Origin of the sequence: Pseudomonas sp. W15Feb34, assembly GCF_023127765.1 — a bacterium.
GTDB lineage: Bacteria > Pseudomonadota > Gammaproteobacteria > Pseudomonadales > Pseudomonadaceae > Aquipseudomonas > Aquipseudomonas synxantha_A.
The window spans coordinates 15,595-36,895 of sequence record NZ_SPKN01000035.1; the positions used below are offsets into that span (position 1 = coordinate 15,595).

The 21,301-nt window shown below is 58.0% G+C and carries 26 protein-coding genes; 9 read left to right on the top strand and 17 right to left on the bottom strand.

Features of this window, described 5'->3' with window-relative positions; all coding sequences use genetic code 11:
- From pheT to thrS, 6 genes are all read right to left on the bottom strand, one after another.
- On the bottom strand, positions 1 to 2,379 hold the full coding sequence (pheT, locus tag E4O97_RS16900; protein WP_078821837.1) for a phenylalanine--tRNA ligase subunit beta: 2,379 nt from the start codon (positions 2,377 to 2,379) through the stop codon (positions 1 to 3).
- A 26-nt stretch (positions 2,380 to 2,405) separates the two neighbouring features.
- On the bottom strand, positions 2,406 to 3,422 hold the full coding sequence (gene pheS, locus E4O97_RS16905; RefSeq protein WP_003192486.1) for a phenylalanine--tRNA ligase subunit alpha: 1,017 nt from the start codon (positions 3,420 to 3,422) through the stop codon (positions 2,406 to 2,408).
- Between the two features lie 109 nt (positions 3,423 to 3,531).
- The gene (rplT, locus tag E4O97_RS16910) at positions 3,532 to 3,888 is read right to left on the bottom strand and encodes a 50S ribosomal protein L20 (RefSeq protein ID WP_005789679.1); all 357 of its coding nucleotides are present in this window, start codon (positions 3,886 to 3,888) and stop codon (positions 3,532 to 3,534) included.
- A gap of 30 nt (positions 3,889 to 3,918) precedes the next feature.
- The gene (gene rpmI, locus E4O97_RS16915) at positions 3,919 to 4,113 is read right to left on the bottom strand and encodes a 50S ribosomal protein L35 (RefSeq protein ID WP_002553160.1); all 195 of its coding nucleotides are present in this window, start codon (positions 4,111 to 4,113) and stop codon (positions 3,919 to 3,921) included.
- Between the two features lie 60 nt (positions 4,114 to 4,173).
- Positions 4,174 to 4,725: a translation initiation factor IF-3 gene (gene infC / locus E4O97_RS16920; RefSeq protein WP_169851780.1), complete on the bottom strand. Its 552-nt coding sequence runs from the start codon at positions 4,723 to 4,725 to the stop codon at positions 4,174 to 4,176.
- Positions 4,725 to 6,647, bottom strand: a complete 1,923-nt coding sequence (gene thrS / locus E4O97_RS16925) for a threonine--tRNA ligase (protein ID WP_005789682.1) — start codon at positions 6,645 to 6,647, stop codon at positions 4,725 to 4,727. Before thrS ends, infC begins: the two co-directional genes overlap by 1 nt.
- 366 nt (positions 6,648 to 7,013) lie before the next feature.
- Between thrS and E4O97_RS16930 the strand changes: the two genes are divergently transcribed.
- Positions 7,014 to 7,328: a hypothetical protein gene (locus E4O97_RS16930; protein WP_078821838.1), complete on the top strand. Its 315-nt coding sequence runs from the start codon at positions 7,014 to 7,016 to the stop codon at positions 7,326 to 7,328.
- Positions 7,329 to 7,617: 289 nt separating this feature from the next.
- Positions 7,618 to 7,830 (top strand): cold-shock protein, encoded by a 213-nt coding sequence (locus E4O97_RS16935; RefSeq protein WP_003234260.1) that lies wholly within the window; start codon positions 7,618 to 7,620, stop codon positions 7,828 to 7,830.
- A 71-nt stretch (positions 7,831 to 7,901) separates the two neighbouring features.
- Here the strand turns inward: E4O97_RS16935 and E4O97_RS16940 are convergent, their stop codons facing one another.
- Both E4O97_RS16940 and E4O97_RS16945 read right to left on the bottom strand, forming a co-directional pair.
- Complete coding sequence (locus E4O97_RS16940; protein WP_032880290.1) at positions 7,902 to 8,222, bottom strand: I78 family peptidase inhibitor; 321 nt, start codon at positions 8,220 to 8,222, stop codon at positions 7,902 to 7,904.
- 144 nt (positions 8,223 to 8,366) lie between these two features.
- Positions 8,367 to 8,672: a hypothetical protein gene (locus E4O97_RS16945; protein ID WP_032880289.1), complete on the bottom strand. Its 306-nt coding sequence runs from the start codon at positions 8,670 to 8,672 to the stop codon at positions 8,367 to 8,369.
- Positions 8,673 to 8,825: 153 nt separating this feature from the next.
- Between E4O97_RS16945 and E4O97_RS16950 the strand changes: the two genes are divergently transcribed.
- A complete protein-coding gene (locus tag E4O97_RS16950; RefSeq protein ID WP_032880288.1) occupies positions 8,826 to 9,026 on the top strand; it encodes a hypothetical protein in 201 nt (66 codons plus the stop codon).
- Positions 9,027 to 9,060: 34 nt separating this feature from the next.
- Here the strand turns inward: E4O97_RS16950 and E4O97_RS16955 are convergent, their stop codons facing one another.
- Genes E4O97_RS16955 through E4O97_RS16985 form a run of 7 tightly spaced genes read right to left on the bottom strand, consistent with a single transcriptional unit; the run spans position 9,061 to position 16,026 of the window.
- Positions 9,061 to 10,089 carry a nucleoside hydrolase gene (locus tag E4O97_RS16955; RefSeq protein WP_248161785.1) on the bottom strand — a complete coding sequence of 343 codons (1,029 nt, stop codon included), beginning with the start codon at positions 10,087 to 10,089 and terminating at the stop codon, positions 9,061 to 9,063.
- 27 nt (positions 10,090 to 10,116) lie between these two features.
- Positions 10,117 to 10,521 (bottom strand): D-ribose pyranase, encoded by a 405-nt coding sequence (gene rbsD / locus E4O97_RS16960; RefSeq protein WP_005789692.1) that lies wholly within the window; start codon positions 10,519 to 10,521, stop codon positions 10,117 to 10,119.
- On the bottom strand, positions 10,518 to 11,435 hold the full coding sequence (gene rbsK, locus E4O97_RS16965) for a ribokinase (protein WP_005789694.1): 918 nt from the start codon (positions 11,433 to 11,435) through the stop codon (positions 10,518 to 10,520). The genes rbsD and rbsK overlap by 4 nt, the downstream gene beginning before the upstream one ends.
- A 23-nt stretch (positions 11,436 to 11,458) precedes the next feature.
- On the bottom strand, positions 11,459 to 12,481 hold the full coding sequence (locus E4O97_RS16970) for a LacI family DNA-binding transcriptional regulator (RefSeq protein ID WP_248133201.1): 1,023 nt from the start codon (positions 12,479 to 12,481) through the stop codon (positions 11,459 to 11,461).
- A 3-nt stretch (positions 12,482 to 12,484) separates the two neighbouring features.
- Complete coding sequence (locus tag E4O97_RS16975; protein ID WP_003192502.1) at positions 12,485 to 13,462, bottom strand: ABC transporter permease; 978 nt, start codon at positions 13,460 to 13,462, stop codon at positions 12,485 to 12,487.
- Positions 13,459 to 15,012, bottom strand: coding sequence for a sugar ABC transporter ATP-binding protein (locus tag E4O97_RS16980; protein ID WP_005789698.1), 1,554 nt, complete (start codon positions 15,010 to 15,012; stop codon positions 13,459 to 13,461). The genes E4O97_RS16975 and E4O97_RS16980 overlap by 4 nt, the downstream gene beginning before the upstream one ends.
- Positions 15,013 to 15,069: 57 nt before the next feature.
- Positions 15,070 to 16,026: a sugar ABC transporter substrate-binding protein gene (locus E4O97_RS16985; protein ID WP_005789700.1), complete on the bottom strand. Its 957-nt coding sequence runs from the start codon at positions 16,024 to 16,026 to the stop codon at positions 15,070 to 15,072.
- Positions 16,027 to 16,580: 554 nt separating this feature from the next.
- Between E4O97_RS16985 and E4O97_RS16990 the strand changes: the two genes are divergently transcribed.
- From E4O97_RS16990 to E4O97_RS17000, 3 genes are all read left to right on the top strand, one after another.
- The gene (locus E4O97_RS16990; protein ID WP_005789702.1) at positions 16,581 to 17,669 is read left to right on the top strand and encodes an asparaginase; all 1,089 of its coding nucleotides are present in this window, start codon (positions 16,581 to 16,583) and stop codon (positions 17,667 to 17,669) included.
- Between the two features lie 168 nt (positions 17,670 to 17,837).
- Positions 17,838 to 18,089: a DUF1654 domain-containing protein gene (locus E4O97_RS16995; RefSeq protein ID WP_005789704.1), complete on the top strand. Its 252-nt coding sequence runs from the start codon at positions 17,838 to 17,840 to the stop codon at positions 18,087 to 18,089.
- A 2-nt stretch (positions 18,090 to 18,091) separates the two neighbouring features.
- Positions 18,092 to 18,781, top strand: coding sequence for an endonuclease I family protein (locus E4O97_RS17000; protein WP_005789706.1), 690 nt, complete (start codon positions 18,092 to 18,094; stop codon positions 18,779 to 18,781).
- 31 nt (positions 18,782 to 18,812) lie between these two features.
- Here the strand turns inward: E4O97_RS17000 and E4O97_RS17005 are convergent, their stop codons facing one another.
- Positions 18,813 to 19,178: a hypothetical protein gene (locus E4O97_RS17005; protein ID WP_032880279.1), complete on the bottom strand. Its 366-nt coding sequence runs from the start codon at positions 19,176 to 19,178 to the stop codon at positions 18,813 to 18,815.
- A gap of 261 nt (positions 19,179 to 19,439) precedes the next feature.
- Between E4O97_RS17005 and csrA the strand changes: the two genes are divergently transcribed.
- Both csrA and E4O97_RS17015 read left to right on the top strand, forming a co-directional pair.
- Complete coding sequence (gene csrA, locus E4O97_RS17010) at positions 19,440 to 19,634, top strand: carbon storage regulator CsrA (protein WP_003192511.1); 195 nt, start codon at positions 19,440 to 19,442, stop codon at positions 19,632 to 19,634.
- Positions 19,635 to 19,844: 210 nt separating this feature from the next.
- Entirely contained in the window at positions 19,845 to 20,105 is a 261-nt protein-coding gene (locus E4O97_RS17015) for a hypothetical protein (RefSeq protein WP_078821843.1), read from the top strand.
- A gap of 14 nt (positions 20,106 to 20,119) precedes the next feature.
- Here E4O97_RS17015 and E4O97_RS17020 read toward each other — a convergent pair whose 3' ends face one another.
- Positions 20,120 to 20,797 (bottom strand): HAD-IA family hydrolase, encoded by a 678-nt coding sequence (locus E4O97_RS17020; RefSeq protein ID WP_078821844.1) that lies wholly within the window; start codon positions 20,795 to 20,797, stop codon positions 20,120 to 20,122.
- 216 nt (positions 20,798 to 21,013) lie between these two features.
- Here E4O97_RS17020 and E4O97_RS17025 point away from each other — a divergent pair, with 216 nt between their 5' ends.
- Positions 21,014 to 21,274 (top strand): DUF2790 domain-containing protein, encoded by a 261-nt coding sequence (locus tag E4O97_RS17025; RefSeq protein ID WP_032880274.1) that lies wholly within the window; start codon positions 21,014 to 21,016, stop codon positions 21,272 to 21,274.
- Positions 21,275 to 21,301 lie beyond the last annotated feature (27 nt).

Genomic DNA, 21,301 nt, shown 5'->3' on the forward strand with positions numbered 1-21,301 from the left:
TCACTTCCTTAACGTGGCGTTCAACCTTTGTTCGAGCGAGGTGAGGATATTTTGTGTCGTGGTATTCACCTCATCGTCATTAAGAGTGCGCGATGGATGCTGCCAGGTCAAGCCGACTGCGAGGCTTTTTCTATGCGGATCAATGCCTTTACCCTGATAGACGTCAAATAGCCTGAGGTCTGTCAGCCATTCCCCTGCATTTTCACGGATTACATCCAGAACGGCAGTGGCGGCGACGTCACGGTCGGCGATCAGCGCCAGGTCGCGACGCACTTCAGGAAAGCGCGACAACTCGCTGAATTTAGGCATCTTGCCCGACGCCACTTCAGCCAAGACTAGCTCAAACACGAAGACTGGACGGTCCAGCCCCAACGTTTTCGACAGTTCCGGGTGAATGGCGCCCACAAAACCTACCAGGCGACCTTCGCGCTCGATACGCGCAGTCTGGCCTGGATGCAAGGCTGGGTGACTGCCCGGCACAAACGTAAAGGCATCCAGCGCGCCGGCAAAGCCCAGTACCGCTTCCACGTCAGCCTTGACGTCGAAGAAGTCTACGACGTCGCGGCCCTGCGCCCAGCCTTCCGGCAGGCGGCTACCGCAGACCACGCCAGCCAGCATCGGCTCTTGCTTGAGGCCATCGAGCTGACCCACGAAACGCAGGCCGCTTTCGAACAGGCGCACGCGGTCTTGCTGGCGGTTCAAGTTGTGGGAAAGCGCTTTCACCAGACCCGGCCACAGCGAAGAACGCATGGCGGCCATGTCGTTGGAGATCGGGTTGGCCAACAACAGCGGTTCAACACCCGGGTTGAACAGCTCAAATTGTTTTGGATCGATGAAGCTATACGTCACGGCTTCCTGGTAACCACGAGCAACCAGCAGGCGGCGCAGCTCAGGCAGGTGCGCACGCGCTTCGGCCTTGGGTTGCGGCGCGAGGCGCGCTTGCGGGTAGCGAACCGGCAGGCGGTTGTAGCCATACAGACGTGCCAGCTCTTCGATCAGGTCGACTTCCAGGCTGATGTCGAAGCGATGGCTAGGAACTGCAACCTGCCACTGCCCTTCCCCACCTGCAGAAATACCCAGGCCGAGCGCGGACAGCAGTTGCTCGATTTCAGCCGGCTCGATGACTAAGCCGAGCATCTGCTCAACGCTTTTGGCACGCAAGGTGATCGGCGCAATCGACGGCAGGTACTGTTCGCTGACGGTTTCGGTGATCGGGCCGGCTTCGCCACCGGTGATTTCCAGCAGCAGGCCGGTGGCGCGCTCCATGGCTTCACGGGCGAGATTCCAGTCCACGCCACGCTCATAGCGGTGCGAAGCATCGGTGTGCAGGCCATAGGAACGGGCCTTGCCTGCGATGGCGATCTGGTCAAAGAACGCGCTTTCAAGGAATACGTCACGAGTGGTCGCGGATACACCGCTGTGCTCGCCCCCCATCACGCCGGCAATTGCCAGGGCGCGAGAGTGGTCGGCGATAACCAGGGTGTCGGCACGCAGGCTGACTTCCTGACCGTCGAGCAGCACCAGCTTTTCGCCTTCCTCGGCCATGCGCACGCGGATGCCACCGTTGATTTCGGCGAGATCGAAGGCGTGCAGCGGCTGACCCAGCTCCAACATCACATAGTTGGTGATGTCGACGGCGGCGTCGATGCTGCGCACGTCGGCGCGACGCAGGCGCTCGACCATCCACAGCGGGGTCGGCCTGGACAGGTCGACGTTACGGACCACACGCCCCAGGTAACGTGGGCAGGCGTTCGGCGCGAGCACTTCGATGGAGCGAACTTCGTCATGCACCGGCGGCACAACAGCAACCGCCGGACGGGTGACAGGAGCGTTGTACAGCGCGCCCACTTCACGGGCCAGACCGGCCAGGGACAGGCAGTCGCCGCGGTTCGGGGTCAGGTCGACCTCGATGCTGGCGTCTTCCAGTTCCAGGTAAACCCGGATGTCCTGACCCACAGGCGCGTCGGCCGGCAGCTCCATCAGGCCATCATTGCCCTCGCCTACCTGCAACTCAGCCTGAGAGCACAACATGCCGTTGGACTCGACACCACGCAGCTTGGCCTTCTTGATCTTGAAGTCGCCAGGCAGTTGGGCACCGATCATGGCAAACGGGATCTTCAGGCCCGGGCGCACATTAGGCGCTCCGCACACGACCTGAAAGGTTTCCGAACCGTTACTGACCTGGCACACACGCAATTTATCGGCATCAGGGTGTTGCTCGGTGCTCAGCACCTCGCCCACTACCACGCCGCTGAAAACACCGGCGGCCGGGGTAACGCTATCGACCTCAAGACCGGCCATCGACAGACGCGCAACCAGCGCGTCGCGATCTACCTGCGGGCTTACCCAGCCACGCAGCCATTGTTCACTGAATTTCATCCTGCTCTCCTAAAGATTCGTTACGACTAGCGAAATTGCGCGAGGAACCGCAAGTCGTTGTCGAAGAACAGACGCAAGTCGTTCACGCCGTAACGCAGCATGGCCAGACGCTCAACGCCCATGCCGAAGGCAAAGCCCGAGAACTCTTCCGGATCGATCCCGGACATGCGCAGCACGTTAGGGTGGACCATGCCGCAACCCATGACTTCCAGCCAACCGGTCTGCTTGCAGACGCGGCAACCTTTACCGCTACACATCACGCATTCCATGTCGACTTCAGCGGACGGCTCGGTGAACGGGAAGAACGATGGACGGAAACGCACCGCCAGCTCTTTCTCGAAGAACACCCGCAGGAATTCTTCGATGGTGCCCTTGAGGTCGGCAAAATTGATATCGCGATCCACCAGCAGGCCTTCGACCTGGTGGAACATCGGCGAGTGGGTGATATCCGAGTCGCTACGGTACACACGGCCTGGGCAGACAATGCGGATCGGCGGCTTGTTCGCTTCCATGGTGCGGACCTGTACCGGCGAGGTATGGGTGCGCAACAGCATGTTCGCGTTGAAATAGAAGGTGTCGTGCATCGACCGGGCCGGGTGATGGCCTGGGATGTTGAGCGCCTCGAAGTTGTGATAATCGTCTTCTACCTCAGGGCCTTCGGCAATGCCGTAGCCGATGTGGGTGAAGAACTGCTCGATACGTTCCAGAGTCCGGGTAATCGGATGCAGGCCGCCCGAGGCCTGACCACGGCCAGGCAAGGTCACGTCAATGGACTCGGCGGCGAGCTTGGCCGCTAGATCGGCCTCCTCGAGCGACGCCTTGCGCGCATTGAGCACCTCTGTGACACGTTCCTTGGCAACGTTGATCAACGCACCGACTTGCGGACGTTCTTCAGCGGGCAAATTTCCCAGGGTCTTCATCACCTGAGTCAATTCACCTTTCTTGCCAAGGTAGTGAACCCGGATTTGCTCCAGGGCATTTACATCTTCAGCGCTTTGCACGGCCTCAAGGGCTTGGGCAACGAGCGCGTCCAGGTTTTCCATGTACAGACTCCAGATACAAAATAGGGGAAGAGCTTGAAGGCTCTTCCCCTATTTATGACGTTTACCACCTTGGGCTACAGGAGTAACCCAGGATGACTGTCGGGGGTACTTAAGCCAAGGAGGCTTTAGCTTTCTCGACAATCGCAGCAAACACCGCTTTTTCGTTCACGGCCAGTTCAGCCAGAACCTTACGGTCGATTTCGATGGACGCTTTCTTCAGGCCAGCGATGAAACGGCTGTAGGACAGACCGTTAACACGTGCACCAGCGTTGATACGAGCGATCCACAGAGCGCGGAACTGACGTTTTTTCTGACGACGGTCACGGTAGGCGTACTGGCCTGCCTTGATTACCGCTTGCTTGGCAACACGGAATACGCGTGAACGCGCGCCGTAGTAGCCTTTAGCAAGTTTCAGAATTTTTTTGTGACGTTTACGGGCAATGACGCCACGCTTTACACGAGCCATGAGTTACTTCCTCTAGTCTTGATCCAAAAATTAACGAAGGCGCAGCATGCGCTCGACTTTTGCCACGTCAGACGGGTGCAGCAAGCTGCTACCGCGCAGTTGACGCTTACGCTTGGTCGACATTTTGGTCAGGATGTGGCTCTTGAAAGCGTGCTTGTGCTTGATACCGTTAGCAGTTTTCAGAAACCGCTTAGCAGCACCACTTTTAGTCTTCATCTTTGGCATGTTCGGATACTCCGCATTCAGTTGATAAACATAATCAGAAGGCCTGCCGTGCCCTGTTGATTACTTCTTCTTTTTCGGGGCGATGACCATGATCAGTTGGCGTCCTTCCATCTTAGGATGCTGTTCGACCGAACCGTACTCGAGCAGGTCAGCTTCAACCCGCTTGAGGAGTTCCATCCCCAGCTCCTGGTGGGCCATCTCACGGCCGCGGAATCGCAAGGATACCTTGGCCCTGTCCCCATCACTCAGGAAACGTACCAGGTTGCGCAGTTTTACCTGGTAATCCCCTTCCTCCGTCCCTGGACGAAACTTGATTTCTTTAACCTGGATCTGCTTCTGGTTTTTCTTGGCTGCGGCAATCTGCTTCTTCTTCTCGAAGATCGATTTGCCGTAGTCCATCAGCTTGCAGACAGGTGGTACAGCATCGGCGGAAATTTCCACCAAATCGAGCTTGGCTTCTTCAGCCTTAAGAAGCGCGTCTTCAATTGACACAATCCCAAGCTGCTCACCCTCAGCCCCAATTAACCGAACCTCGCGTGCCGAGATATTCTCGTTGATCGGGGCTTTCGGTGCAGCTCGTTTATCTTGTCTCATTTCACGCTTAATAATAATTACTCCGAATCTGGGCGACCACGCCGGGAAACCGCTTGCGCGAGGAACTCAGCGAACTGGGCGACGGGCATCGAGCCCAGGTCAGCACCTTCACGAGTACGCACAGCGACAGTCTGCATCTCGACTTCCCGATCTCCGATAACCAAAAGATAGGGAACCTTGAGCAAAGTATGCTCGCGGATTTTAAAGCCGATCTTTTCATTTCTCAAGTCGGACTTGGCACGAAATCCGCTTTCGTTGAGAGTTTTTTCAACTTCGGCGGCAAAATCTGCCTGTTTATCAGTGATATTCATGATCACTGCCTGGGTCGGAGCCAGCCACGCAGGGAACGCTCCCTCGTAGTGCTCGATCAGGATACCGACGAACCGCTCGAACGAACCGAGGATCGCCCGGTGCAGCATAACCGGGTGTTTACGGCTGTTGTCTTCGGAGACGTATTCGGCTCCCAGACGGATCGGCAGGTTAAAATCGAGCTGCAGGGTACCACACTGCCAGACACGGCCAAGGCAATCTTTGAGAGAGAACTCGATCTTCGGACCGTAGAACGCGCCCTCCCCCGGCTGCAGGTCGTACGCAAGGCCCGCACTGTCGAGTGCTGCGGCCAGTGCCGCTTCGGCGCGATCCCACAGCTCGTCGGAACCAACGCGCTTTTCCGGACGAGTGGACAGCTTCATTTCAACTTCGGTAAACCCGAAATCGCGATAAACGTCCATGGTCAGCTTGATGAACGCGGCGGATTCAGCCTGCATCTGCTCTTCGGTGCAGAAGATGTGGGCGTCGTCCTGAGTAAAACCGCGCACACGCATGATGCCGTGCAGTGCACCGGATGGCTCGTTGCGGTGGCAGGCACCGAACTCGGCCAGGCGCATCGGCAACTCGCGGTAGCTCTTCAGGCCTTGATTGAACACCTGCACGTGGCATGGGCAGTTCATCGGCTTGATGGCGTAGTCGCGGTTTTCCGACTGAGTGGTGAACATGTTGTCGGCGTAGTTGGCCCAGTGCCCGGATTTCTCCCACAGGCTGCGATCAACGACCTGCGGGGTCTTGATCTCCAGGTAACCGTTGTCGCGCTGAACCTTGCGCATGTACTGCTCAAGCACCTGGTACAGGGTCCAGCCATTCGGGTGCCAGAACACCATGCCCGGCGCTTCTTCCTGAAGGTGGAACAGGTTCAGACGCTTGCCGATCTTGCGGTGGTCGCGCTTTTCAGCTTCTTCAATGCGCTGGATGTAGGCGGCCAGCTGTTTCTTGTCAGCCCAGGCCGTGCCGTAGATCCGTTGCAGCTGTTCGTTCTTGGCATCACCGCGCCAGTAGGCACCGGACAGCTTGGTCAGCTTGAACGACTTGAGGAAACGCGTGTTCGGCACGTGTGGGCCACGGCACATGTCGACGTATTCTTCGTGGTAGTACAAGCCCATGGCCTGCTCGTCCGGCATGTCTTCCACCAGGCGCAGCTTGTAATCTTCACCACGCGCGGTAAACACGTCGATCACTTCGGCACGCGGGGTGACTTTCTTGATGACGTCGTAATCTTTTTCAATCAGCGCGTGCATGCGCTGCTCGATGGCCGCCAGGTCGTCCGGTGTAAAAGGACGCTCATAGGCGATGTCGTAATAGAAGCCTTCTTCGATTACCGGGCCGATCACCATCTTGGCGGTTGGGTACAGCTGCTTGACCGCATGGCCAATCAGGTGCGCGCAAGAGTGGCGAATGATCTCCAGCCCCTCTTGATCCTTGGGCGTGATGATTTGCAGGCTGGCATCGCAAGTGATCAGGTCACTGGCGTCGACCAGTTTGCCGTCGACCTTGCCGGCCACGGTGGCCTTGGCCAAGCCTGCACCAATGGATGCGGCGACTTCGGCTACGGAAACCGAATGATCGAATGAACGTTGACTGCCGTCGGGTAGAGTAATAGTTGGCATGGCGCCTCCTCTCCTAGTGGTGACCCCTACCAAAGGTCACGTGGGTTGGGATGAGCCAGTACAAGATCCAACACCAGGCCGTTCAGTGATGAACGCCTGCCTTACAGCGGCAGGAGCCTTTCGGCCAACCGATAATCGAACCAGAGTGACTGGATTGAGCTAAAAAGAAACATGGCAAGGCGGTAATTGACGCGCCTGAAACTAGCCAAGCCCACGATGCTAGCACAGATGAACGGTCATCGCGCCGACGAAGCTTTGTGTATAGCGCAATTCAAGGCTTTATAGCTGCAAAGTGAACTTGAGCTGTACGTCGGGCCTCCAACCCACTGAGAATCGCCGTTCGTCCTCGACCCAAAGGAGCATCCCATGATGCGTTTCACCTCTACCCTCGCTGTCGCCGCTACCCTGAGCCTCCTTTCCCTTGGCGCGCAGGCTGCAGCCCCTTCCAACTGGCCAGCCGGCGCCCGTGACAGCTTTGTGAGCGACTGCAGTGCCGCCGCGAGTCAGAACGTAGACGCCAAAACTGCCAAAGCTCACTGCGAATGTGGTGCTGACAAGATCAATGCCGAATTGAGCACTGCCGAGATCAAGGAACTGATGACCAATCAGAACGCCAGCCCTGAGCTTAAGAACAAAGCGGTAGCGGCTATTTCGTCCTGCAAAGTCGTGAAGAAAAAGTAAGATTGACCACTGATCTGACGACCATATCGCTGGAAAAATGGCCTGAAAACTGCCATTTCACACAAATTATGCAGGTTTTACGGCTTTTTTTAACAGTTGATATTTCAGCGCAAAGCCCCGTAGATCGGGGCTTTGCGCCGAGCCAGGGATCAGATGCAACGCGATTGATTAGCAAACAATGCCTTGGGGGGGCTCCCAAGTCGAACATTTCGACTATGATAGCCCAGTGTGCCCAGTTGGCCTGAGCAGCACAGCACTACTGAAAATATATGTTTCTTGGAGATACACCATGTCTAATCGCCAAACCGGCACCGTTAAATGGTTCAACGATGAAAAAGGCTTCGGCTTCATCACTCCTCAAGGTGGCGGTGACGACCTGTTCGTACACTTCAAAGCTATCGAAAGCGACGGTTTCAAAAGCCTGAAAGAAGGCCAAACCGTTTCCTTCGTGGCTGAGAAAGGCCAAAAGGGTATGCAAGCTGCACAGGTTCGCGGCGAGTAATTCTCCGCTGAGCTAAAAAAACCCCGTCCATGTGACGGGGTTTTTTATGGGCGATGCAAAAGCCGAAGCTGTCAGCCGCAATTGACCCGCGTGATCACCAGGTTGTTGTCAGTGTTGAGGTTCAGGCGGTCAGAACGATATTCCAGGGTAATCATATCGTTGGGCTTGAGGATGCGTGCATTCTGCGCGCCAGCACGGGTACGAGCCTGCTCCAGCAACTGCGGCGAGGCTTTCTGGCCGATTGCGAACTCGGCGGCCTTCGACTCACAGCGGCTATGACCGGCATCGGTCACGGTGGCGTCTTTGCCTGGCTCAGAGGCACCCGGGGTGCTGCAACCCGCCAATGCGAGTGCTGCCAACAAAGTACCGAATGAAGCGAGCTTCCAAGGCATGAAGCCTCCTATGATAAAAAATGGACAGAGATCGTGCGACAGCGATATGAACGATTGGTTTCAAGACGTTAATCGCCTGCGCGCAAGTCTGCCTGACTCGCGCGGGGCAATCGCCCAGTCAATCGTGACTAGATATGAACGCACTCAGTAGATGTCGATGTAGTCAGATGGTGGGTATGGCCAGTTCTGTTTCAGCGCGTTGAAGATCTGCATGACCCAGACCTCATCGCTGGCCGCCACAATACCGACATAGCCAGAACCCTTGGCCCAGGTCTCCAGACGAAACAGCAGGCCATCTATCTGAGCTCCACCGACTACGCCGGAAGAAATATAGGCAATACCAGCCCTGGTTACCCGAAGCTGGGTATGTACGTCGTCACTGGCGTGGGCAAGCAGTTGGCGCACGGCATCCAGCGTCAGGTTCTCAGGCTTGTTCAGATCGATCTGCACGCGGTGTTTCCCGGCTGTTAAACAAGCCAACAGTGTCGCATACCCCCTCCTTCATGCCTAAGTAGCAGTGCCAAAAGCCGCGCAAAATGGTTAACTGCGCCGCTGGAACCGCGTTCCAGCGCATTGCCCAGTACTTTCAGCCGTGAGATTTCCATGACCACCGTAACGCTCCAAGCCGATATCAAAGCCAAGTGGCCCCAGGGGCAAAGCTCCTATAGCCCCGGCAGCCCCGAAGAACTGGCGATCATTGGTATCGATCTGTTGGTCAAGGAACTGGGAACCCAGGCGGCACAAGCGTTCATCGGCCAGGTATTCGAGAAATACCCGGCCGACTACATGGGCGCACAAGAATAAGAGCCGGCCGACGAACGCCGACCGGTAAAACGTATTACTTCAAACGCGCCAGACGCTCGGTCAGCAGATCGAAGAAGCCCTGGGCGTCGCCGTTCTCGACCCAGTACACATTCTTCTCCTGCTTGAGGCCGTCGTACCAATCGACGATGGTCTGGCCAAAGGTTGGGCCTTCGCGGCTGTCGACGACCATATTGGCCTGACGACCGCTGAACAGCGATGGTTTGAGCAGGTAGGCAACCACGGTAGCGTCGTGGACCGGGCCACCCGGAATGCCGTAATGCTCCATGTCGCCTTTGACGTACTCGTTCAGGATACTGCTGACGACCTTGCTTGCGTTGTTGTTCAGGTCCGCAATCTTCTTCAGGCGGGCGTCGCTGGTGAGGACTTTATGGGTCACGTCCAACGGCAGGTAGGGCAACTTCACTCCACTTTTGAGCACGATCTCAGCCGCCACCGGATCGGCGAACAGGTTGAACTCGGCCACGGGCGTGATATTACCGCCATTGAAGTGCGCACCACCCATCACCACCACTTCCTTGATGCCCTGGGTGATTTCGGGCGCCTGGGTCAGTGCCAGCGCGAGGTTGGTCTGCGGACCGAGCATGGCGATGGTGATGCTGTGCGGTTTGGCGGTGCTCAGCGTTTTGATCAGGTAATCAACGGCATTACCTTCGGCCAGGCCTTTTTTCGGCTCGTGCACGGTGACGCCGGAGATGCCCTCTTTGCCATGGATATTCTCGGCGTAGATCGGCTTGCGCAACAGAGGCGCCGGCGCACCTGCGTACACCGGAATGTCCTCACGCCCTGCCCACTCGCGCGCCAGACGCGCATTGCGGGAGGTCTTGTCCAGACGCACATTACCGGCGACGGTGGTCAGCGCACGAATGCTCAGCTCCTCCGGCGAGGCCATGGCGAACAGCAGCGCCACCACGTCATCGGCCCCAGGGTCGGTATCGATGATCAGGTCGATTTTTTCCGCCGCCTGGGCGCTTGCAGCTGTGAGTGCGGACAAAAGCAGAACACTCCGGAACAGGTTTTTCAGGATGGGTAGACCACGTTGCATAAAGCACTCCTTGTCATTGGGGGGACGCTAAAACGTTACACCGGATACCAGCGCGATATTGCAGTAAGGCTGGCACTCGCCGGTACGCACAACCGCGCGTGCTGTGCGGCTCAGTTGCTTGAATTCTTCATGGCTGAGCAGCCGCCGCTCACCCAGCGCTGCCTGCTCTGTCAGCGCATTGAGCGCGCTCAGCGCCGGCGGTTGCTTGAGCAGGATTTCTTCCGCGAGCACGTGGCTTTCAACCTGCATCTCACTGAGCACAATGCGCAACGTGCTGATGAAATCCGGAATGCCCTGGGTCAGTGCCAGGTCGATCAACTCCACGCCGGGCGGCACCGGCAAACCGGCATCGCCGATGACCAGCACATCACCATGGCCCAGGGACGCGATCACGCGTGACAGGGCGATATTGAGCAAAGGTGTCTTTTTCATGAGGGCACAAAACCTTGTACGTCGTGCAGCGTAGGAATGGAAGGCTGAGCGCCGGCGCGGGTCACAGACAACGCCGCCGCTACCTGGCCAAAACGGATCGCCTCGGCTTCGCTCTTGCCCGCGGCCAGTGCAGCGGCAAAGCCACCGACGAAGGTATCGCCAGCGGCTGTGGTGTCCACCGCCTTGACCTTCGGCGCCAACAGATGCTCGAAGCTGCTACCGTCGGCGAACAGTGCCCCCTGGGCGCCAAGCGTAATGATGACTTTACCCGCCCCCGCCTTGATCAGCGCTGTCGCGGCGACCTTGGCGCTGTCGAGCGAGTCGACGGTGACACCGCTCAGGGCGGTGGCTTCACTTTCATTGGGGATCAGGTAATCGATCGAGGCATACCACTGAGCGGGCAAAGGCCCACTCGCGGGCGCCGGATTGAGGATGACTGTCTTGCCCAGTTCGCGGCCGCGCTTGAGCGCATGACCAACGGTGTCCATCGGCACTTCAAGCTGGCAGATGATCACGTCTGCCGCCTGCAGCACAGCGTCGCACGCTTGCAGAGACGCGGGCGTCAACTCACCGTTGCTGCCGGCCACAATGACAATCGCATTCTGGCTGCTGTCATCCACCACGATCAATGCCACACCACTGGAGCCCTCTACGGTGCTGACCGCCTGGCAATCGATCCCTTCCACCAGCAGTGCATCACGCAACTGACTGCCATAGGCATCGGTGCCCACGCATCCGATCATCGCAACACTGGCCCCCAGCCGCGCCGATGCCACCGCCTGGTTGGCGCCCTTGCCACCCGCAACGGTGGAAAAGCTCTGGCCGATCAGGGTTTCACCGGCACGCGGCAAGCGACTGGCCCGGGTGACCAGGTCCATGTTCAAGCTGCCTACTACCACTACTTTTGCTGGCATACATCAGTACTCATCAATTCGGTTCAGCGGTATTGGGCGAACACACCAGCCAATGGCGCCGTCGACTCACGCAAAACGATACTTGGCGTCACGATGCGTTGATCGATCGACCGTTGGGGTGTTGCTATTCGTTGCAATAATAATTCGGCCGCCGTCTCGCCCAATTGCAGGATCGACTGCCCAACCGTGGTCAGCGCAGGATAGACGTAGCGTCCCATCTGGATGTCATCGAAACCGATCACCGACAACTCGGCCGGCACGCGGATGCTGCGTTCTGCGGCTGCGCGCAGCACGCCGAAACCAATCATATCGTTGCTGGCGAAAATCGCGCTGGGCGGGTTTTGCGCTAACAATTGCACGGCTGCGGCATACCCCCCCGTGCTGGTGAAATCGCTTTCCAGGATCCGGCTGGCCAACACCTCGACACCCGCTTCGCGCAATGCACGCTGGTAACCCGCCAGGCGCATTTGTGCCACGCGGGTATGCCCCGGGCCGCCGATACAGGCGATATCCCGATGGCCCAACTCCAGCAAGTGCCGGGTCGCGAGGTAGCCGCCCTGTTCGTGGTCGATGCGCACCAGGTCGACATCGATGCCATCCAGGGCCCTGTCGACAATCACCATGGGCGTGCGCACTGCACTCAAGCCCGCCGCCAGGCCGCTGTCATCGCCGCCCACCGACGTCACGATCAAGCCGTCGACGCGTTTTTCGAGCAACACGCGCAAATAATTGCGCTGTTTTTCCGCGTCGTCGTCGGAGTTGCAGAGGATCACGCAGTAACCATTACGCTCGCAGTAATCCTCGATGCCCCGCGCAAGCTCGGCAAAATACGGGTTGAGGCTATTGGGCACCAACAGGCCAATGGTGGCGGTGGTCTTGGCCTTGAGCGAACGCGCCACGGCGCTGGGCACGTAGTCCAGCTGTTTGATCGCCGCCTCGACCTTGATGCGGACCGGCTCGCTGACCGGACGCGTCTTGTTCACCACATGGGACACGGTGGTGTAGGAAATACCTGCAAGCGCTGCCACATCCTTGATCGTTGCCATGACTCAGCCCCGCCGACTGGCGCGCTGGCTGCGGTAAGTATCGAGGACCACGGCGATCACGATCACAGCACCGGTAATGATGCGTTTGGTGGGTTCCGTAGCGCCGATCTGCGCAAGCCCCGCCGCCAATACCGAAATGATCAATACACCGAAGAACGTACTGATGACCGAACCGCGCCCGCCCATCAGACTGGTGCCGCCGATTACCACCGCGGCGATTACCTGCAGCTCCAGGCCTGAACCAGCATTCGGGTCTGCCGCCTCCAGGCGCGAGATCTGGAACAGCGCAGCTACACCGGCCAACAGGCCCATCAGACTGAACACCAGAATCTTGTATGGCTTGGGATTAATGCCAGCCAGGCGCACTGCTTCTTCGTTAGTGCCGATGCCGATCAGGTAGCGCCCGAAGACAGTGCGGGTCAGCACCAACTGAGCCGCAATGATCACCAATAGCGCAATGATGAACGACGGGGAAATACCGAAAGCAATCGGGTTGGACAGCCAGGCAAACGAGTCACCGATATAAGCGGTGCGCGAGCCCGTCATTTGATAGGCCACGCCCCGGGCCATCTCCAGCACCCCCAAAGACACGATAAATGACGGGATACGCCAGGCCACGGTGATGGAGCCGGTGATGGTCCCGGCCAATGCAGCGCAGCCCATGCCCAGTAGCGCAGCCGGTAACACGCTCCAGCCCCAGCCCAGGATTGCCACGCTGACCGCCGATGCCGCCAATGCCAGCACCGAACCTACCGACAGGTCGATACCGCCGATGATCAGGATGAAGGTCATGCCCACCGCCAGCACCATCAGGTCCGGAATCTGGTTGGCCAGGGTGCTGAAGGTGTCGTAGGACAGGAAGTGGTCGCTGAGTACCGAGAACAGCGCAATCATCGCCAGCAAGGCACCCGCCAGCCCCAGGTAAGTACCCAGGCCATAGAAGTTGCCGCCAGTTTTACCGGGGGAAATGCTTGTTTTCATGGGGTATTCCTAGGCGCTGCCTCATTGAGCAGCGCATCACGTTTCTGATAGCCGGCAAAGGCGGCGGCGAGCAATTCGTCCTGGGTCCAGCTGTCACGCTCGAAGGTCTCGATCAGGCGCCCCGCGGACAACACCCCGATGCGATCACAGATCAGCATCAGTTCACGCAGGTCGCTGGACACCACCACCAAGGCTTTGCCCTGGCGAGTCAGTTCGCCAAGCAACGCATAGATATCGAATTTGGCGCCGACGTCGATGCCTCGGGTGGGCTCATCGAACAGCATTACTGCGCAATCGCGCTCCAGCCAGCGGCCAATCACTACTTTTTGCTGGTTGCCACCCGACAACTCGGACACCAATTGCCCCGGGCTGGAACTGCGGATACGCATGGCGTCGATCTGGCGTTTGGCCAGGGCGGTTTCGTTGCGGCTATTGACGACGCCACCACCGGAAATTTCCGGCATGTTGCCCAGGGCGATATTGGCGCTGATCGATTGGGTCAGCAGCAGGCCCTCGCCCTTGCGGTCCTCGGTGATCAGGGCGATACCATGACCAACCGCATCCACTGGCGAGCGAATACTGACCACCCTGGCCGGCGATCCCAGGGCCACGGTGCCGCTGTCGGCCTGGTCGGCACCGAAGATCAGGCGCAGCAACTCAGTGCGGCCGGCGCCGATCAGTCCGGAAATACCGTAGATCTCACCGGCGCGCACTTCAAAGGACACGTCGCGAACCTTGTCCGAACGGCTCAGGCCCTTCACCGTCAGGGCCGGTTCGCCGATGGTGCGCGGGCCCAGGTCAATGTGTTCGCCCAGCTCGCGACCGACCATCAAGGTCACCAGTTGCTCACTGTTGTAATTGGCCATCGGCTCGACGCAGACCAGCTTGCCGTCGCGCAGTACCGCAATGCGCTGGGCGACACGGGCCAGTTCTTCCAGCCGGTGTGAAATATAAATGATCGCCACGCCCCGGGCCTGCAGACGGGTAATTTGCTCAAACAGCATCTCGACTTCACGGGCGGTGAGCATGGCCGTGGGTTCGTCGAGAATCAGGACGTGGCAGTCGCCGATCAGGTTGCGCGCAATCTCGACCATTTGCTGGTGGCCAATGCCCAGGCTGCCAACCAAGGTGTCGGGGTCGATCGCATCCAGGCCAACTTGAGCCATGGCCTCGATCGCGGCTTTGCGCAGTTGCTTGCGGCTGATCCAGCCACAGTTGCTCGGCAGGTTATCCAGAAACAGGTTTTCAGCCACCGTCAGGGTCGGCAGCAGGTTGAGTTCCTGCATGACCATGCGCACGCCCAAGGCTTCGGCCTGGGTGCGGCTGGCGGGGCAGTACTCCTGACCGTTGAACTGCATGTGCCCGGTAGTCGGTGTGACCAGGCCGCCGATGATCTTCGACAAGGTACTTTTGCCTGCGCCGTTCTCACCGGTCAGCGCGAGCACTTCCCCGCGATTGAGCGTCAGGGTGATGTCGGACAGAACCGGCTGAGCATAGGTCTTGCCGATACCGCTGACCGAGAGGACAGCGTTCGGGGCGGAAGATGACATAGGAAAATCTCCAGGCGCCCGCTCAGGACGAGCGAGCGCTGTTGGGTACTGCCGGGATTACTGCTTGATGACGAGTTCGACCGGGGTTTCGATCACGCCATCTTTGGCATCGACCTTCTCACCCTTGACCAGCTTCAGTGCGTTCTGGATACCGAATACCGCTTGTTGCGCGGCAGCCTGGTCAGCGGTGGCCAGCACACGACCATCCTTGAGCATTGGCTTGATCGCATCAATGTTGTCGTAGCCCACCACCAATACCTTGCCGGCCTTGCCTGCCGCACGCACGGCGGAGACAGCGCCCAGGGCCATGTTGTCGTTACCGGCCAGCAGAGCCTTGATATCCGGCGTTTCGCTCAGCATCGCTGCAGCAATCTTGTTGCCCTGGTCGATTTCCCAGTTGCCGGATTGGGTGGAAACAATCTTCATGCCTGCAGCGTCCATCGCATCCTTGAAGCCTGCGGTGCGCTGCTGGGCGTTAGTCGTGGTGGGTACGCCTTCGATGATGCCAACCTTGTCACCCGCGGCCAGTTGCTTGGCCAGGTAGTCGCCCACCAGCTTGGAGCCTTTGCGGTTGTCCGGACCTACGAACGGGATATCGAGGTTTTTGCTTTTGAGTACCTCCGGGTCCAGGCGATTGTCGATGTTGACGACCTTGATACCGGCATCAGAAGCCTTCTTCAGCACACTGGCGAGCGCCTTGGAGTCGGCGGGAGCAATGACAAGCGCGTCTACCTTGGAGTTGATCATCTCGTTGACGATGGCGATCTGCGCACTGGTGTCTGTTTCGTTCTTGATCCCGTTGGAGATCAGCTTGAACTCTGCTGGGTGCGCTTTCTGGTAGTCCTTGGCACCGTCGGTCATGGTGACGAAGAACTCATTGGCCAGGGACTTCATGACCAAACCAACAGTAGGTGTTTTGGCAGCGTCATCAGCAAGTGCAGAAGAGAGAGGCAAAGCAGCGGATGCGGCAAGCACAGCGACAGCAAGAAGACGTCCAGCGAATGGCAGCTTCATGGGTTCACTCCGATCTTATGATTATTGTGAGCAACGCTTGCACCGAAGACCTCTTCGGCGGCCCTCCCACCCGGGCGGCTGATGCGAGCTGTCACGATACTCCTGGAGCGCTCGTGAAACATCTCGCAAACGTTTGCGTTGAGCAAACTATGAGAACCTTGTCGGGATTTGTCAACGGTAGAAACTGGCCTTTCAATCCCATGCCCGCGACCTGGTCCAACCAACCTTGGGGACTGAAACGTTTAAGGCCACCTCTTTCTCGCACTCTCTAAAACGACAGGTGTTGACGCTAATCGCACTCGAATTTTGTGACAGGGCTGTCGGACAACCGAACACACTACCCCTCAACCGTTCGGAAAGCCGGACGCCACTCACTCAAAACAAGTTTAAAAAATCTCATAAGTTGTTTTAAATCAATACGTTAATTTAAGAAGAACCACACACTCGGCCTGGTACAAATCCTGCTTTTCCCCTGCACCTCGCGGCGTTCAGAACCGCCCGGGTGTTCTAGATGAACCGGCTACAGCACTCATCAAAAACCAGAGAGAAAAATAATGAAATCTGCATTGAAGAACTTTGTCCCGGGCGCCATGGCCCTGCTGCTGCTGTTCCCCCTTGCCGCACAGGCAAAAGAAGTCGAAAACAAAACCAAACTGTCCAACGTAGTGATCCTTGCCACAGGCGGCACCATTGCTGGCGCCGGTGCCAGTGCGGCCAACAGTGCTACGTACCAGGCAGCCAAAGTCGGCATCGAACAACTGATCGCCGGCGTTCCTGAGCTTAGCCAGATCGCCAACGTACGCGGCGAACAAGTGATGCAAATTGCTTCGGAAAGCATCAACAACGAAAACCTGCTGCAACTGGGTCGCCGCGTCGCAGAACTGGCTGACAGCAAAGACGTGGATGGCATCGTGATCACTCACGGCACCGACACCCTTGAAGAAACTGCCTACTTCCTGAACCTGGTAGAAAAAACCGACAAGCCTATCGTCGTGGTCGGCTCCATGCGTCCAGGTACCGCCATGTCGGCTGACGGTATGCTCAACCTGTATAACGCAGTCGCTGTCGCAGGTAGCAAGGATGCGCGGGGCAAAGGCGTGCTGGTGACCATGAACGACGAAATCCAATCGGGTCGCGACGTCAGCAAGATGATCAACATCAAGACCGAGGCATTCAAGAGCCCGTGGGGCCCGCTGGGCATGGTCGTTGAAGGCAAATCCTACTGGTTCCGCCTGCCGGCCAAGCGTCACACCATGGATTCGGAATTCGACATCAAGACCATCAAGAGCCTGCCTGACGTTGAAATTGCCTACGGCTATGGCAACGTGAGCGACACTGCCTACAAAGCACTGGCCCAAGCTGGCGCCAAGGCCATCATCCACGCCGGTACCGGTAACGGTTCGGTATCCTCGAAAGTCGTTCCCGCGCTGGTCGAATTGCGCAAGCAAGGCGTACAGATCATTCGCTCCTCCCACGTCAACGCCGGCGGTATGGTTCTGCGTAACGCTGAACAACCAGACGACAAATACGACTGGGTTGCGGCTCTGGACCTGAACCCGCAGAAAGCTCGCATCCTGGCCATGGTAGCCCTGACCAAGACCCAGGACAGCAAAGAACTGCAACGCATGTTCTGGGAATACTGATTACTGCTGATCGACCTGTGGGAGCGAGCTTGCTCGCTCCCACAATTGCTCCCCCTTCTCAACAAACTTCCCGAATCGCTGTCAGACGAACTTCTTGAAATTTAAGCAGTTGCGAAATCGCCTACAGTTAAATACTGTATGTGCGTACAGCAAATTAAGGAATGCTCCGTGGCAAAGCCCTCTTCCGCAGCACCTGCGGCGCCTGACGCCTATCAGCGCCTGGCTATTCGCGTGCAAAAGATCATCAATTCGACCAACGCACAGAAAGCCAAGGCAGCCTTGCTCTTCCGTTTACCCGATGAGCCGGAAGACGTGTGGCAACGTCTACTGGAAGAAATTGCAGAAAACGACAACGTCACCCTCGCCTATCGGGATGACGGTGGCGTGCAGATTTTTTGGGTTGTGCCGAAGGAAGATTGATTGTGAGTGCCCGTTTTATTGCTGTGTGCTGTCTGTTTTTAAGCGTAACCGCCAACGCCCAAGCCCCTCGGACCTTTAGCGAAGCCAAGAAAATCGCCTGGAAGCTTTACGCCCCCCAATCGACCGAATTCTATTGCGGCTGCAAATACACCGGTAACCGCGTGAATTTGAAAGCCTGCGGTTACATCCCGCGCAAAAACGCCAATCGCGCCGCGCGCATCGAGTGGGAACACATCGTGCCGGCCTGGCAAATCGGGCATCAGCGCCAATGCTGGCAAAACGGCGGGCGAAAGAACTGCACGCGCCACGACGATGTGTTCAAGCGCGCCGAGGCGGACCTGCACAATCTGGTGCCGAGCATCGGCGAAGTGAATGGCGACCGTAACAACTTCAGCTTTGGCTGGCTGCCCGTGCAAAGTGGGCAGTACGGCTCGTGCCTGACCCAAGTGGATTTCAAGGCCAAGAAGGTCATGCCACGCCCGTCCATTCGCGGCATGATCGCACGCACGTATTTTTATATGAGCAAGCAATACGGCCTGCGCCTGTCGAAGCAGGATCGCCAGCTGTATGAAGCCTGGAACAAGACTTACCCGGTGCAAACCTGGGAGCGCCAGCGCAACCAGACCGTGGCTTGCGTGATGGGACGGGGCAACGAGTTTGTCGGCCCGGTGAATCTCAAGGCCTGCGGTTGAACGTGGGCGGGGTTGCCGCCCACTTGGTACGTCACTGCGCGGCGTTGTGTTCGATAATTTCAGACACGGTGTCGGTTTTCTTCGCGCGGGCCATCTTTTCGTTGAGCAAGGCTTGTTTGGCCTCCGCCTCGGCCTTGGTTGCGAACGGACCCAACAGCACCTCATCCTTGCCGTCGACCTTCACGATATAAAAATTGAAACCATGCTCCAGCAACCAGGCGGTCAGGTCGGTGATCGCCTGCAGCTTGTGGTCTGGCGGGCCGACGCGCACATCCCATTCCTGAGCGGCAATCGCGCCGGTTTGTGGCAGGCTTTCGGTCACGGCAGGCTTGGCCTTGGGCGCATCGACCGATTTACCTTCACCGCATCCGGCCAACGCCAACACCACAATTGCCATCGCTACTTTACGCACTGCCCTGCTCCTTTGAGGATAAAGAGGCGACTTTACCATTCACTGTCTATTCTGGCCGTCATAAACGTTGGCTTAAACAATGCGAATGATGTATCGCGACCTGTATGATGCCGCCATGGGAATTAATGTCGCCTCTATGCGTCCTAAAAGAGGCAGCCACAGGGAAGCGCTTCGCAGTAAGCTACACACATCCGACACCTGCCCTGTCTGACACATGTGTCCTTAAAAGTAATCAAGGAGAAGTCCATGCTTATACTCACCCGCAAAGTTGGTGAAAGCATAAACATCGGTGATGACATTACGATCACCATTCTGGGCGTTAGCGGCCAGCAAGTACGAATCGGCATCAACGCACCCAAGGACGTTGCCGTGCATCGCGAGGAGATTTACCAGCGCATCCAGGCCGGCCTGACTGCACCCGACAAAAACCAGACGCCTTGAAACGCCTCCAGTAGCCAGCCCTTTCGTTCACTGTAATGGCTGGCGAAAACCCAATCGGCCTGCTCGCGTCTTCCAGCCTGACCAGTGCGCTTTGAGCATGCCCCTTCGCTGCAAGATGAAACTATCTGGGCATCTGGAACTTGTTGAAGTATTCGCAGCCCAATTTCTGACATTTTATCCTGCCATCCGTGTGCATTCAGGAATACGTCGATGAGGCCAGTCGCGACGCCACCTCTTGTTTCCAGATCCTGGATGATCGCCCTGCTGATCGGGGTGGCCTTCCTGGCGCTTGGGTATGGGCTGAGAGTCGAAGTCGAGGGCGCCGATCCCGACGCCCATTCCTGGCTGGACCTGGCGCTCCTTCTCTGCGGCTACCTGCTGGTGTTCTGCCTCAAACCCATCCAAAAAGTTATCTTGCGCAAGCTATGCCAGCGCGCAGCGCATCGTGCCCATCAGAAAACCACACGCTGAGGACCTGCTGCGTATCACGGCGCCAGCTTGCGCAAAGACAACAAGCCATCAGCGCCATGCTCGGTGCATAAATCGCCGTAGTCGTTGATGCAAGCGTGTGCAGTCACCATGGGCTCCAAGTGTGCCGAGGTGACAACCACAACATCCGCCCCCGCTGCTTCACCCGCTCGAATGCCAACCGTGGCGTCTTCGAACACCAGGCTGTCCTCAACCGACACCCCCAGGCGTTTCGCGCCCAATAAATAGCACGCAGGGTCGGGTTTACCGTTGGCCACATCTTCGGCCGTCACCCACACGGCCGGCACGGGAATGCCTGCCGCTTGCAGTCGACGTAACGCCAGCGCCTTGGGGGCAGACGTGACCAGTGCCCATTGATCCGCGGGCAAGCCTTTCAAAAACGCCACTGCGCCGGGAATCGCTACAACGCCGTCGACATCGTTGAGCTCCGCGTCGGTAATCCACTGGGCTTCAACTTCTGGATCGACACCCGGCAACGCCTGGCGGGTGATCGTATCAATCGCGCGCGCGCCATGAATGGTAGGCAGAAACGCTTCCACATCCAGACCATGGCGCTCGGCCCAGATGCTCCATACACGTTCGGCCGCAGCGATGGAGTTGAGCAGGGTCCCATCCATATCGAACAGGAAAGCGCGGTAACGCCGGTTGAACACGGATGAAGTTGGGATGGACACTGCGCGGCTTCCTCATGAGCTGGACCCCTGCAATCTACGGATCACCTCGGCGCTTGTAAACGTAGAGCCTCCTCGACCGGACACTCATTGCCCACGCGCCAGGCTCGAACCAAGAATGACGAACTTGTCATGATCCTGTTGGTTGGCTGTTGGGGTCGCCTGGTTACTGTGAACTCACTGCTAACCCGGCAGCCCCCAGCCACGAGAGAGACCGCCATGAAACTGTTCGCCCTGGGCTTTGCCGCCTTGCTCGCCACCGGTACTGCCTTCGCTGCCGACGTAACGTCTGCCAGCGATGTCATCCACGACAAAACCGGCTTCTTCCTACACCTGGATGTCGACAAGGTGCTATCGAGCACCGACATCTCTGGCCAATGCGGGATTGTCCCGGCGCACTTGCGCTACCTGGACCATCAGGGCCGCGAACACCTACTCGATTACCAGGTCCAGGGCGTCGGTTGCGCCAGTGACAATTGATCGGGCTACACTTGCGCCACTTATTGA